This window comes from Pseudooceanicola aquaeponti, assembly GCF_050897975.1.
In the GTDB taxonomy this organism is placed as follows: domain Bacteria; phylum Pseudomonadota; class Alphaproteobacteria; order Rhodobacterales; family Rhodobacteraceae; genus Pseudooceanicola.
This window is the reverse complement of sequence record NZ_JBPAXY010000002.1, coordinates 491,199-503,393: the sequence shown is the minus strand read 5'-3', so window position 1 is coordinate 503,393 and position 12,195 is coordinate 491,199. Positions and strand designations below refer to the sequence as shown.

The 12,195-nt window shown below is 66.9% G+C and carries 13 protein-coding genes; 4 read left to right on the top strand and 9 right to left on the bottom strand.

Features of this window, described 5'->3' with window-relative positions:
* Positions 1 to 150 precede the first annotated feature (150 nt).
* The gene (locus ACRARE_RS06025; RefSeq protein WP_432655506.1) at positions 151 to 291 is read left to right on the top strand and encodes a hypothetical protein; all 141 of its coding nucleotides are present in this window, start codon (positions 151 to 153) and stop codon (positions 289 to 291) included.
* Positions 292 to 454: 163 nt separating this feature from the next.
* Here the strand turns inward: ACRARE_RS06025 and infB are convergent, their stop codons facing one another.
* The 5 genes from infB to pip form a co-directional block, all read right to left on the bottom strand.
* Entirely contained in the window at positions 455 to 2,953 is a 2,499-nt protein-coding gene (infB, locus tag ACRARE_RS06020) for a translation initiation factor IF-2 (protein WP_432655505.1), read from the bottom strand.
* Positions 2,954 to 2,997: 44 nt separating this feature from the next.
* Positions 2,998 to 3,588, bottom strand: a complete 591-nt coding sequence (locus ACRARE_RS06015) for an RNA-binding protein (RefSeq protein ID WP_432655504.1) — start codon at positions 3,586 to 3,588, stop codon at positions 2,998 to 3,000.
* A gap of 22 nt (positions 3,589 to 3,610) precedes the next feature.
* Positions 3,611 to 5,236, bottom strand: coding sequence for a transcription termination factor NusA (nusA, locus tag ACRARE_RS06010; protein ID WP_432655503.1), 1,626 nt, complete (start codon positions 5,234 to 5,236; stop codon positions 3,611 to 3,613).
* Positions 5,237 to 5,238: 2 nt separating this feature from the next.
* A complete protein-coding gene (rimP, locus tag ACRARE_RS06005) occupies positions 5,239 to 5,829 on the bottom strand; it encodes a ribosome maturation factor RimP (protein ID WP_432655502.1) in 591 nt (196 codons plus the stop codon).
* A 185-nt stretch (positions 5,830 to 6,014) separates the two neighbouring features.
* A complete protein-coding gene (pip, locus tag ACRARE_RS06000; RefSeq protein WP_432655501.1) occupies positions 6,015 to 6,983 on the bottom strand; it encodes a prolyl aminopeptidase in 969 nt (322 codons plus the stop codon).
* Between the two features lie 51 nt (positions 6,984 to 7,034).
* On the opposite strand from pip, the gene ubiG reads away from it, so the two are divergent.
* Together ubiG and ACRARE_RS05990 are read left to right on the top strand one after the other, a co-directional pair.
* Complete coding sequence (ubiG, locus tag ACRARE_RS05995) at positions 7,035 to 7,781, top strand: bifunctional 2-polyprenyl-6-hydroxyphenol methylase/3-demethylubiquinol 3-O-methyltransferase UbiG (RefSeq protein ID WP_432655500.1); 747 nt, start codon at positions 7,035 to 7,037, stop codon at positions 7,779 to 7,781.
* A 107-nt stretch (positions 7,782 to 7,888) separates the two neighbouring features.
* On the top strand, positions 7,889 to 8,953 hold the full coding sequence (locus ACRARE_RS05990; protein WP_432655499.1) for a sodium:calcium antiporter: 1,065 nt from the start codon (positions 7,889 to 7,891) through the stop codon (positions 8,951 to 8,953).
* Here the strand turns inward: ACRARE_RS05990 and ACRARE_RS05985 are convergent.
* The 4 genes from ACRARE_RS05985 to ACRARE_RS05970 are packed head-to-tail and all read right to left on the bottom strand — an operon-like array spanning position 8,950 to position 11,274.
* Complete coding sequence (locus ACRARE_RS05985; RefSeq protein ID WP_432655498.1) at positions 8,950 to 9,393, bottom strand: MarR family winged helix-turn-helix transcriptional regulator; 444 nt, start codon at positions 9,391 to 9,393, stop codon at positions 8,950 to 8,952. The two genes, ACRARE_RS05990 and ACRARE_RS05985, sit on opposite strands and share 4 nt — an antisense overlap.
* Positions 9,394 to 9,398: 5 nt before the next feature.
* On the bottom strand, positions 9,399 to 10,253 hold the full coding sequence (locus ACRARE_RS05980; protein ID WP_432655497.1) for a carbon-nitrogen hydrolase family protein: 855 nt from the start codon (positions 10,251 to 10,253) through the stop codon (positions 9,399 to 9,401).
* Positions 10,254 to 10,258: 5 nt separating this feature from the next.
* Positions 10,259 to 10,519, bottom strand: coding sequence for a glutaredoxin 3 (gene grxC, locus ACRARE_RS05975; protein ID WP_432655496.1), 261 nt, complete (start codon positions 10,517 to 10,519; stop codon positions 10,259 to 10,261).
* A gap of 35 nt (positions 10,520 to 10,554) precedes the next feature.
* Positions 10,555 to 11,274: a double zinc ribbon domain-containing protein gene (locus ACRARE_RS05970; RefSeq protein WP_432655495.1), complete on the bottom strand. Its 720-nt coding sequence runs from the start codon at positions 11,272 to 11,274 to the stop codon at positions 10,555 to 10,557.
* Between the two features lie 36 nt (positions 11,275 to 11,310).
* Here ACRARE_RS05970 and ACRARE_RS05965 point away from each other — a divergent pair, with 36 nt between their 5' ends.
* Positions 11,311 to 12,138 carry a methyltransferase domain-containing protein gene (locus ACRARE_RS05965; protein WP_432655494.1) on the top strand — a complete coding sequence of 276 codons (828 nt, stop codon included), beginning with the start codon at positions 11,311 to 11,313 and terminating at the stop codon, positions 12,136 to 12,138.
* The last annotated feature ends 57 nt before the right edge of the window (positions 12,139 to 12,195 follow it).

The window sequence follows — 12,195 nt, the reverse complement described above, 5'->3', positions numbered from 1 at the left end:
TTCTGCGTCGCGGCAAGATTTCCGCGACGCGGCGTCAGATTGTGTAGAAATTAAGGCAAAAGCGTAACAACAGAGTAAGATTTGACTGCTCTGTTAACAGAGGTTGCGGTGTAATTAAGGCACAACATCTGTGGGGAAGGGGTTCCTACCATGCTGAAGACCATTACTCTTGGCACGTGCGTCTCCGTTCAGGGCACCTTTGTGCGCGCACTGCCGAACGGCAAGGTCGAAGTTCGCGTCGGCCAGCAAGTGTTCACCGGTGCACCGGTGAGCCAGGATGCCGCCGCCTGAACATCCCGGCACGGCCGAAATGAAGAACGTCAGGGCAGCCCACGGGCTGCCTTTTCGTTTGTGGCCCCGGGGGCTCCAGCCAGGACCCCGCGACAATAGCACCGCACCAACGCAAAAGGCCGGCCCCCAGGAGACCGGCCTTTCGCTGTTTCCAGGCGGGGGGTCAAAGCTTGCGCTCGACCTCCTCGCGCTCGAAGATCTCGATGACATCGTTCGGGCGGATGTCGTCGTAGTTCTCGAAGGCCATACCGCATTCCTGGCCCGACTGAACCTCGGCCACTTCGTCCTTGAAGCGCTTCAGGGTCTTCAGCGTGCCTTCGTGGATCACCACGTCGTCGCGCAGCAGGCGGACGCCTGCGGAACGGCGGGCGACACCTTCGGTAACCAGACAGCCCGCGACCTTGCCGACGTTGGAGACCTTGAAGACCTCCTTGATCGAGGCGTAGCCGATGAAGTGCTCGCGGATCTCGTTCGACAGCAGGCCCGAGGCCGCCGCCTTCACGTCATCCACCAGGTCGTAGATCACGCTGTAGTAGCGGATCTCGACACCCTTCTGGTTGGCGCTGTTACGCGCGGGCGCATTGGCCCGAACGTTGAAGCCGATGACCGGACAGCCCGAGGCCTCGGCCAGGCCCACGTCGGTTTCGGTGATGGCACCGACGCCGTAGTGGATGACCCGCACGCGGACCTCTTCGTTGCCGACCTTCTCCAGCGCCTGCACGATCGCCTCGGCAGAGCCCTGCACGTCGGCCTTCACGATGACCGGCAGTTCCGAGACATTCTCGTCTGCCTTGGCCTTCGCCATCAGCTGTTCCAGCGTGGTGCCTGCGCCGATGGCCGCGGATTTCTCCTTGGCCACGTTGTGGCGGTACTCGGCGATCTCGCGGGCCTGGGCCTCGGTCGAAACCACGTTCAGAACGTCACCCGCTTCGGGCGTGCCGTTCAGGCCCAGCACCTCGACCGGCACCGAGGGGCCAGCTTCGTCGACGCGGTCGCCCTTGTCGTTCACCAGGGCACGGACCTTGCCGTACTGCTCGCCGACGACAAAGATGTCGCCCTTGCGCAGGGTGCCCTTCTGAACCAGCACGGTGGCGACGGGGCCACGGCCCACGTCCAGCTGGGCCTCGATCACGGCGCCTTCGGCGGCGCGGTCGGGGTTGGCCTTCAGCTCCAGGATCTCAGATTGCAGCGCGATGGCTTCGAGCAGTTCATCCAGACCCTTGCCGGTCAGCGCGGACACTTCGACGTCCTGCACTTCGCCCGACATCTTCTCGACGATCACCTCGTGTTGCAGCAGCTCGGCGCGAACCTTGTCCGGGTCGGCGGCGGGCTTGTCGCACTTGTTGATCGCGACGATCATCGGCACACCGGCCGCTTTCGCGTGGTGAATGGCCTCGATGGTCTGCGGCATGACCGAATCATCCGCGGCCACCACCAGCACGACGATGTCCGTCACCTGGGCGCCACGCGAGCGCATCGAGGTGAAGGCAGCGTGGCCGGGCGTGTCGAGGAAGGACAGCACAGCGCCGCTTTCGGTGGTCACCTGGTAGGCGCCGATGTGCTGGGTGATGCCCCCGGCTTCGCCCGCAACCACCTTGGCGTTGCGGATCGCATCCAGAAGCGAGGTCTTGCCGTGGTCGACGTGGCCCATGATCGTGATCACCGGGGGACGCGACTTCAGGTCTTCGGGCTTGTCCTCGACCGACTGGATCACGTCTTCGACGTCGGCATCGGAAACCCGCTGCACGTTGTGGCCGAATTCCTCGATGATCAGCTCGGCGGTGTCGGCGTCGATGGTCTGGTTCTGGGTGACCATCATGCCGTTCTGCATCAGGGCCTTGACCACATCGGCGACGCGTTCGGCCATACGGTTGGCCAGTTCCGACACCACGATGGTTTCGGGCAGCTGGACGTCACGCACCACCTTTTCACGGGGCACGTTGCCGCCCATGGCCTTCTGCCGGGCGCGTTCCTGCTTCCGCTTCATCGCGGCCATGGATTTCTGACGGCCACCCTCGCCACCGCGAAGGGCTTGATTCAGCGTCAGTTTACCGGACCGGCGGCCATCGTCACGCCCCTTGCCACGGCCGCCGCGATCGTCACGATCGGCGTTACCGCGATCGGTGCGTTCGGGCATGGCGGGCTTGGCGGTACGACCCTTGGCGGCGCGGCCGCCATCCTCGGCGGGCGCCTCGGCAGGCGCGGCAGCAGCCGCAGCGGCGCGCTTGGCGGCCTCGGCTTCTTCCTTGCGCTTGCGCTCTTCTTCCTCGGCCTTGGCCTTGGCTTTCTCCTCGGCCTCGCGGGCTTCACGCTCTTTCTGCTCCGCCTCTTCACGGCGGCGCTGGCGCTCTTCCTCGCGTTCCTTTTCCTCGCGGGCGCGGCGTTCGGCGTCTTCGGCCTCACGCGCCTTGGCGGCGGCCACGGCCTTCAGGCGGCGTTCCATTTCGGCATCGGTGATGCCCTTGGGCCGCTTGTTGGGATCCCCCAGTGCCGGGTTGCCACCAGATTTGCCCGAGCCCGGCTTGGGCACGACAACGCGTTTGCGCTTCGTCACCACTTCGACGTTCTTGGTGCGGCCGTGGCTGAAGCTTTGCTTCACGTTCCCCGCACGGGGACCGCCGCCTCGAACACCCAGAGTCTTTTTACCGTCGTTGTCGCTCATATTGGCCAATCTTCCTTTCAGGCGGGACCCTCCCGCCTCATGCGTCAGGCACGCAGACCTCGCAGTCTTGCGGCCTCCTCTACAACACGTTTGCTCAAACCGCCAGTTCCTAAGGCGGCGTGTATGACAGTTTCCCGACCGAAGGCCAAGCCCAGCTCATCTGCCGTAAGCCAGCCGATGTAGTTGCCCCGGTGGGGGGTCGACAGTTTGGTCTTGCCTCGGGTCGACCCGTCGCTGGCCTGGATGAGGGCGGTGGCCTCTTCCTTCGCCAGCATGTCCTTCACCTTCTCATAGCCCGCGACCGCATCCCCGGACTTCCGCGCCAGCGCCAGAAGTTCGCAGACCCGCTTCGCCAGAAGGGTCTCGACCATGTCCGACAGATTGTCGGGCACGGTCACCTGTTGCTTGGCCGACCGCGAAAACAGCTTCTTTTTCGCGGCGGTGTCGATCGCCTCGCGCTCGGAGGTGACCCAGATGCCCCGGCCGGGCAGCTTGCCCGCAAGATCCGGCACCACCTGGCCCTCGGGCCCGACGACAAAGCGGATCAGACCGGCCTTGGGCTGTGCCTCGCCGGTGACGATGCACTTGCGTTCGGGCCCGTCCTCACGGTCCTTGGTCTTGCCGCCTCGGCTCATCGACGCGTCTCCGTTCCCGGTTTCAGCTTTCGGCCTCGTCGCCCTCGGCCTCGCCCTCGATCTCGTCGTCCTCGACCTCGGGGTTCAGCTCTTCGGGATCGACCCAGCCCAGCAGGACGCGGGCGGTCATCACCAGCTGCTGCGCCTCTTCCAGCGAGACATCGAATTTCTCAAGAAGACCGTCGTCCTTCTGGCGTTCGCCATCGACGGTGGTCCAGCCGCCAGCCAGTTCCCAGTCGGCGCAGGTGGCGAAGTCTTCCAGCGTCTTGATGCCGTCTTCCGCCAGCACTTCCACCATCTGGGGGGTCAGGCCGTCGAATTCAATAAGGCTGTCCTCGGCGCCCAGCTCGCGGGCCCGGTCCAGGGCCGCCTTGGCCTGGGCCTCGAGCACGTCACGCGCCCGGGCTTGCAGCTCGTTGGCGGTGTCCTCGTCCACACCGTCGATCACCAGCAGCTCGTCGATCTCGACATAGGCCACCTCTTCGAGGTTGGTGAAGCCTTCGGACACCAGAAGCTGGGCAAAGAACTCGTCCAGGTCCAGGGTGTCCATGAACAGCTTGGTGCGGTCCTCGAACTCTTTCTGACGGCGGGCGGATTCTTCCTCTTCCGTCATGATGTCGATGTCCAGGCCGGTCAGCTGCGAGGCCAGGCGCACGTTCTGGCCGCGACGGCCGATGGCCAGGCTCAGCTGCTCTTCCGGCACCACGACCTCGATGCGCTCGGCTTCCTCGTCCAGAACCACTTTCGACACTTCGGCCGGTTGCAGCGCATTCACCAGGAAGGTGGGCATGTCTTCCGACCAGGGGATGATGTCGATCTTCTCGCCTTGCAGCTCGTTGACCACGGCCTGCACACGCGAACCGCGCATACCGACACAGGCGCCCACGGGGTCGATCGAGCCGTCATGCGAGATCACGGCGATCTTGGCGCGCGAACCCGGATCACGGGCCACGGCGCGGATCTCGATGATGCCGTCGTAGATCTCGGGCACTTCCATCTTGAACAGCTCGGCCATGAACTGCGGATCGGTGCGGCTGAGGAAGATCTGCGGCCCGCGGGTCTCGCGGCGCACATCCTTGATGTAGCAGCGGATGCGGTCGTTCGGGCGATAGGCTTCGCGGCCGATCTTCTCGTTGCGGCGCAGGATCGCTTCGCCCCGGCCCACGTCGACGATGACGTTGCCGTATTCCTCGCGCTTGACCACGCCGTTGATGATGGTGCCGACGCGATCCTTGAACTCGTCGTACTGGCGGTCACGCTCGGCCTCGCGGACCTTTTGCAGGATCACCTGCTTGGCCGACTGGGCGGCGATCCGGCCCATTTCCACCGGCGGGATCTCTTCGACGAAGGTGTCACCGATCTGCGGGTCGGCCATGTACTGCTTGGCCTGCTGGACGGTCATCTCGGCCTGGTAGTTCTCCAGCTCCTCGTCCTCGACCACGGTGCGCACGCGGGTAAAGGTGGCGCGGCCGGTCTTGCGGTCGATCGACACGCGGATGTCCATCTCGGACCCGTAGCGGCTCTTGGCGGCGCGGGCGAGGGACTCTTCCATCGCTTCGACCACGAGACCGGGGTCGATCATCTTCTCGCGCGCAACCGCCTCGGCGGTTTGCAGCAGTTCAAGCTGGTTGGCAGAGGTAATCGCCATAATCAGTCCTCCTGGGAACCCGGATCGGTCTCGATCTCGTCGAAAGTCTCTTCGTTCAACACGCCGGCGGCTTTCCGGGCCTTCAGCATTTCCTTGATCAACTCGTCGGTCATCACCAGCTTGGCATCCGCCAGCCAGTCAAAGTTCAGACCCACGGTGACCTCTTCGCCCTGATCCTCGATGTTGATCAGAACGTCGTTCTCTTCGACCCCGGCCAGGATGCCACGGAACCGCTTGCGGCCGTCGATCAGCTCGGCGGTTTCCACCTTGGCCTCATAGCCTTCGTAGGCGTCGAAATCCTTCAGCCGGGTCAGCGGCCGGTCGATCCCGGGCGAGCTGACCTCGAGGTTGTACATGTCCGAGATCGGATCCTCGACATCCAGCACGGCAGAGACCGCGTTCGAGATATCGGCGCATTCGTCCACCTCGATCCCGCCGTCGGGCCGTTCGGCCATGATCTGCACGGTCTTGGTGTTCTTGGTGCCGCCCATCACGCGGATCCGCACCAGCTCGAACCCGAGGTCCTCGATGACGGGGCCCACGATCTCTGCCAGGCGGCGGTCGATGGCGGTTTTTGCGATAAGGTCGGTCATGCTCTTCCGGGTCGGGGCCGTCGGGCGCGGGGCCGTCTGGGCACAAAAAAACGGGCGCGCGGCCCGTCGAAATTCCGGTGGAGTGTCGTTCCCAGAGGGTCCGACGCGCCGCTGTTGACGGGCATATACGCCTTGACGCGGCGAATCGCAAGCCCCGCTGCGGTTCAGCCCCCGCGGGGGCGCCCTCAGCCCCGCGCAACGCGGTCCATGACCTGCACCAGTTTCGCGGTGATGCCCGGTTCCGACAAGGCGTGGCCGGCATTCGGGATCATGTGCAGATCCGACCGGTCCCAGGCGCGCGACAGGGCCCAGGCGGTGCGCGGCGGGCAGATCATGTCCAGCCGCCCCTGCACGATGTCGCCGGGGATATGGGCGATGCGGTCGATGTCGCGCAGGATCTGCCCCTCTTCGATCCAGCCCAGGTTGGTGAAATAGTGGTTCTCCAGCCGGGCGAAGGCGCGGGCATATTGCCCCGGCGGTTCGCCCCCCATGCCGTTGCTGGCCACCGAGGCCAGGGCGTTTTCCCAGGCCGACCAGGCCTTGGCAAAGCGCACCTCCTCGATGGGATCGCCGGTGAACAGCCGCCGGGCATAGGCGCCGATCAGATCGTCGCGTTCCGCCGCCGGGATCGGCTCGATGAACCGCGCCCAGGTCTCGGGCCAGAAGGCCCCGGCACCGCCGCCATAGAACCAGTCCAGCTCGGCCCGCGTCATCAGGAAGACACCGCGCAGCCCGAGGTGCAGCACCCGGTCGGGGTGGGTTTCGGCGTAAAGCAGCGACAGGGTCGCCCCCCAGGAGCCGCCGAAGACGCACCACTGGTCGATGCCCAGGGTCTGGCGGATCGCCTCGATGTCGCGGATCAGATGCCAAGTGGTGTTATGCTCGACGCTGGCGAAGGGGCGCGAGCGGCCACAGCCGCGCTGGTCGAACAGGATGATCCGATAGCGGGACGGGTCGAAATAGCGCCGCATGGCCGGGGAACAGCCGCCCCCCGGGCCGCCATGCAGAACGATGACGGGAAGGCCCTTCGGATTGCCCGATTGCTCGACATAGATGTCATGCCCCTCTCCCACCGCCAGCATTCGCTGATCGAAGGGATCGACAGGCGGGTACAACATCTGGCTTGCGCTCTTTTGACCCGAGTTTCTATCCATCTCCGTCCCATATAAGAGGGGTTACGCCACCATGACCCCAAGGAGCGCGGAATGCAAACCGACAACACCACCGTGGACCCCGCGGAAGTCGCCAAGTTCGAAGCCATGGCGGCCGAATGGTGGGACCCCACCGGCAAGTTCAAGCCGCTGCACATGATGAACCCGGTGCGGCTGGACTATATCACCCGCCAGATCGCCGCGGAATATGACCGCGACCTGGGCCAGGATCGCCCCTTCGACGGGCTGCGCCTGCTGGATATCGGCTGTGGCGGCGGCCTTTTGTGCGAACCCATGGCGCGCCTCGGGGCCACCGTGGTGGGCGTCGACGCCGCCGCGCGCAACATCCCCGTGGCCATGACCCATGCCGAGCAATCGGGGCTGGAGATCAACTATCGCCACGACACCGCCGAGGCGATGGCGGCGGCGGGCGAACAGTTCGACGTGGTGCTGAACATGGAGGTGGTCGAGCATGTGGCCGATCCCCTGGCCTATCTGACCGCCTGTCACGATCTGTTGAAGCCCGGCGGCCTGCACCTGTGTTCGACCATCAACCGCAATGCCAAAAGCTTTGCCATGGCCATTGTCGGTGCCGAGTGGGTGATGCGCTGGCTGCCCAAGGGCACCCATGAATGGGCCAAGTTCATCACGCCCGACGAGCTGTACGAGCTGATCCGAAAGGCGGGCATGACGCCGGTGGACCGCAAGGGCTACGTCTTCAACCCGGTCAGCTGGCAATGGTCGATCTCGGCGCGGGATCTGTCGGTGAACTACGTCACCGCGGCGCTGCGCCCCGAGTAAGGCCCCCCGGGGGGCCTTGCCCGGGCGGGAACCTGCGCGGGCGGGCGGCGTTGAGGCTGCGATGAGACAGTCCCGCCCCTGCCCCGCCAACCCGGTCCGCGCCGCCGATGTTCGCTGATCTGCCCCCCGCCCTGGTGCTGGGGCTTTTCGCCGCTTTCGCCCTGGTGATCGCCCTGGTGGGCGTGCGGATGACCGATTACGCCGACCGCATCGCCGACCGCTCCGGTCTGGGCGAGGCCATCGTCGGCGGGGTGATTCTGGGCGCCGCCACCTCGCTGTCGGGCACCGTGGTCTCGGTCTCGGCGGCGATGGAGGGGCGTGCCTCGCTGGCCTTTTCCAACTCGATCGGCGGTATCGCGGCGCAGACCGCCTTCCTGGCGCTGGCCGACATGGCCTTTCGCCGCGCCAACCTGGAACATGCCGCCGCCGAGCTGACCAATGTGTTCCAGGGTATCCTGCTGATCTTCCTTTTGCTTCTGCCCCTCGGCGCCCTGGTCACGCCAGAGGTGACCTGGCTGGCCATCCACCCGGTGTCCTTCCTGATCCCGACCTTCTACGTGGCGGGCCTGTTCATCTCGAAGACGGTGCAGGAACGGCCCATGTGGACCCCCGTGCGCACCCGCCACACCCGCACCGACGCCCCGGAAGAAGAGGATGCGACCTCGGCGCGCAAATCCAACGCGCGCCTCTATGGCGAGTTCGCCCTGCTGATGACGATCATGGGCGTGGCGGGCTATGGCATCGGCCAGGCGGGCTCTGCCCTCAGCGACCGGATCGGGCTGTCGGCCTCTCTGGTGGGGGCGCTGATGACCGCCGTGGCGACCTCGCTGCCGGAACTGGTCACCACCCTGGCCGCCGTGCGGCGCGGCGCGCTGCAACTGGCCGTGGGGGGCATCATCGGCGGCAATACCTTCGACACGCTGTTCCTGCCGCTGGCGGATGCGGCCTATCGCGACGGCTCGCTTTACCACGCGGCGACCAGCCAGGATTACTTCTGGGTGGTCACCGCCGGGCTGATGACGGCGGTACTGATCGGCGGGCTGGTGGTGCGCGAACGGCGCGGCCCTGCGGGCATCGGCTTTGACAGCTCGGCCCTGCTGGTGATCTACGCGGGCGCCATTGCGGTGCAGGTGCTGGCCTTCGGCGGTGTTGCTGCGGGGAGCGGCGGTTAACGCTCGTCGTCCAGCTTGCCACGCAGCTCGCGCAGCATGGGCAGCATGGCGCGCACCTTCTCGTCGGGTATCTCGTCCAGCATCCCGGCGAACAGCGGCGCCACCGCCGACAGGGCGGCGTCGCGGGCCTGGCGCCCGGCGGGGCTGATCGCCACCATCTTGCGCCGCGCGTCGTCCCAGTCGGGGCGAATGTGCACGTAGCCCGCCCATTCCAGCTTGCCCAGGGTGTTGGTCATCGCGCCGCGCGTCACGTGAAACGTCTGCGCCAGCTGCGCCGGGCTGCGTTCCGTGCCGGTGCGCGCCAGGTGGTTCAGCACCGAGAAATGCGACAGCTCCATCCCCTTGGGCAGCACCTTGGACAGACGGTTGCGCACCATCTGGTCCAGCGCCAGGATTTCCGAGAACAGCGCGATGGCGAGGGAATTTCTGGGTCCGTCCATGGGTCTCAGAGCGCGGAAGAATCGAGGGTGAAGGGCCGGTCATGGCCCAGCGAGGGAACGCGCCCGCGCGCGCGGGCGACGGCGGCGGGGTCGATCTCGGCATAGCCGATGCCCGGTTCGGTGCCCATGTCCAGCAGGACCTCACCCCAGGGCGCCACCACCAGGGAATGGCCATGGGTGCGGCGTTCCTTCTCGCCCGGGCGGGTGTGCAGCCCGGTCTGCGCGGGCGCCAGCACGTAACAGCCGGTCTCGATGGCACGGGCCCGTTGCAGCGGTTCCCAATGGGCGGCGCCGGTGACCGGGCTGAAGGCCGCGGGCGCCGTCAGGATCGTCGCGCCCGCCTTGGCCAGCGCCCGGTGCAGATAGGGGAACCGCACGTCGTAGCAGATGGTCATCCCCACCGTACCAAAGGGCGTCGCGGCCACCACCGCGCGGTCGCCGGGGCGGTAACCGTCTGATTCGCGGTAGGTTTCATGGGCATCGACCTGCACGTCGAACATATGGATCTTGTCGTACCAGGCGGCGATGCCGCCCTTGGGGTCGATCAGGAAGGACCGGTTGGCGAAGCGCCCGTCGGCCTCGCCCGTCTTGACGCCTAGCGAGCCGATCAGCAGCCAGATCCCCAGTTCTGACGCCTGGGCGCGCAAGCCCGCCAGCACCGCATCCTCGTCCTGCATCCGCAGCACCTCGCGCTGGTGCGCGCGCGAATTGGACAGGCAGTTCGACACCTCGGGCGTCAGCACGAAGCCCGCGCCATTGCCGGCGGCCTCGGCCACCATGGCGCGGATCATCGCCAGATTGTCCTGCGGCTGATCGGTCGAGGTGATCTGAAGAAGGGCGGCTTTGACGGGCTCGGCCACGGCGCTCACTCCATCGCCAGCAGCGGATCAAGCTTGCCCGCGCGTTCCAGCGCGAACAGGTCGTCGCAGCCGCCGACGTGGATCTCGCCCACGAAGATCTGCGGCACGGTGGACCCGCCAGAGGCACGGCTGATCATCTCGCCCCGGCGGTCGGGGTGCAGGGCGATGTCGATCTCGGTGAATTCGGCGCCCTTTTGGGTCAGCAGGCGCTTGGCGGCATGGCAAAAGCCGCAGGTCGGCTTGGTGTAAATCTCGATGGGCTGCATGGGGAGCGCCTCCGTTTTCCGGTTCGGCGGCCAACCTAAGGTGCTTTGCCGACCCGCGCCAGTGCCAGTACCGCGACCGTGACCGCCCCGGCGCGCAGGCAGGCCCGGGTTGCCGCCGAAAGGGTCGCCCCCGAGGTCAGAACATCATCGACCAGCAGAACCGGGCGGCCCCGCAGCGCGGCCCGGTGCGCCGCCGTCACCGTGATCGCGCCCTCCAGCAGCGCCCGCCGTTCGGCCCGGCTGCGCCCGTCCAGCGACGGCGTGGCGCGGCGCCGTTCCAGCAGGTCGGGGCAATCCATGATCCCGCTTGCGGCCAGCTGCCGCGCCAACCCGCGCGACAGCAGCGCCGACTGGTTGTAGCCGCGCCGCACCCGGCGCCGCCAGTGCAGCGGGATCGGCGCAACAAGGGCACCGTGCGCCACGATCCCGGCGGCAGCCTCGGCCAGCCAGGCAGCGGCGGGGGCGGCGATGTCGTGGCGGTCGCCATGTTTCAGCCCCAGGACCAGCTTGCGCCCCATCCCATCATACAGCATCACCGCACGGCCCTGGGCCCAGGGTGGCGGATCGGCCAGGCAGCTGTCGCAGCGCGCCACCTCGCCCGGGCGCCCGCCGGGCAGCGGCAGGCCGCAGCCATCACAGGCCAGCCCGCCGATGAAGGGCGTATCGCGCCAGCACGGCCCGCAAAGGCCAAAGTCGCTTTCCACCAGCCCGCCACAGCCCAGGCAGCGCGGCGGATAGATCAGCCGCAAGGCCATTTGCACAGCACCGCCGAAGCCCCTATCTAGTCGCGCATGACCCATCCGATCCTCACCGATACCCGCGCCCTGGCCCGTAACCGGGCCCGCGCCCGCGCCGAGGCGCTGTTCCTGCATGACCGCGCGGCGCTGGACCTTCAGGATCGCGTCGAGATGGTTAAGAGAGAGTTTACCGATCCCCTGCTGATCACCCCCTACCCAGACCATTGGCGGCAGCTGGTGGCGCCCTTCCCGGTGACGCCCCGCATCCTGCCCACGGCCCAGGTGCTGGAGGTCGAGCCCGGCTCGGCCGATCTGGTGATGCATGTCTTCGATCTGCACTGGTCCAACGACCCGGTGGGCCAGCTGATCCAGTGCCGCCGCGCCCTGCGCCCGGACGGGATGCTGCTGGCGCTGTTCCTGGGCGGCCAGACCCTGACCGAGCTGCGCGCCTGCCTGGGCCAGGCCGAGATCGAGGTGACCGGCGGGCTGTCGCCCCGCATCGCCCCCATGGGCGAGATCCGCGACATGGGCGCCCTGCTGCAACGGGCCGGCTTCGCCCTGCCGGTGGCCGACAGCGACGTGGTGCGCGTCGATTATTCCTCGCCGCTGAAGCTGCTGTCGGACCTGCGCGCCATGGGCGAGGGCAACGCCCTGAACGAACGGCTGCGCCGCCCGACCCGCCGCGCGGTGATGATGCGCGCGGTCGAACTGTACCTGCAAACCCATGGCGACGCCGAGGGCCGGGTGCCCGCCACCTTCGAGATGGTCACCCTGACCGGCTGGGCCCCGCATGAAAGCCAGCAACAGCCGCTGCGCCCCGGCTCGGCCCGGGCCTCGCTGGCGCAGGCGCTGAGCACGGTGGAAAACCCGCTGAAACCCTGACCGCGCGGCGCGGCCCTGCGGCCATATGACGTGACGCATTGACCCGGGGCGTGAACC

Coding starts and splice junctions, on each gene's coding strand:
- ACRARE_RS06025 (WP_432655506.1), top strand. CDS start 151: ATGCTGAAGACCATTACTCTTGGCACGTGCGTCTCCGTTCAGGGCACC.
- infB (WP_432655505.1), bottom strand. CDS start 2,953: ATGAGCGACAACGACGGTAAAAAGACTCTGGGTGTTCGAGGCGGCGGT.
- ACRARE_RS06015 (WP_432655504.1), bottom strand. CDS start 3,588: ATGAGCCGAGGCGGCAAGACCAAGGACCGTGAGGACGGGCCCGAACGC.
- nusA (WP_432655503.1), bottom strand. CDS start 5,236: ATGGCGATTACCTCTGCCAACCAGCTTGAACTGCTGCAAACCGCCGAG.
- rimP (WP_432655502.1), bottom strand. CDS start 5,829: ATGACCGACCTTATCGCAAAAACCGCCATCGACCGCCGCCTGGCAGAG.
- pip (WP_432655501.1), bottom strand. CDS start 6,983: ATGGATAGAAACTCGGGTCAAAAGAGCGCAAGCCAGATGTTGTACCCG.
- ubiG (WP_432655500.1), top strand. CDS start 7,035: ATGCAAACCGACAACACCACCGTGGACCCCGCGGAAGTCGCCAAGTTC.
- ACRARE_RS05990 (WP_432655499.1), top strand. CDS start 7,889: ATGTTCGCTGATCTGCCCCCCGCCCTGGTGCTGGGGCTTTTCGCCGCT.
- ACRARE_RS05985 (WP_432655498.1), bottom strand. CDS start 9,393: ATGGACGGACCCAGAAATTCCCTCGCCATCGCGCTGTTCTCGGAAATC.
- grxC (WP_432655496.1), bottom strand. CDS start 10,519: ATGCAGCCCATCGAGATTTACACCAAGCCGACCTGCGGCTTTTGCCAT.
- ACRARE_RS05970 (WP_432655495.1), bottom strand. CDS start 11,274: ATGGCCTTGCGGCTGATCTATCCGCCGCGCTGCCTGGGCTGTGGCGGG.
- ACRARE_RS05965 (WP_432655494.1), top strand. CDS start 11,311: ATGACCCATCCGATCCTCACCGATACCCGCGCCCTGGCCCGTAACCGG.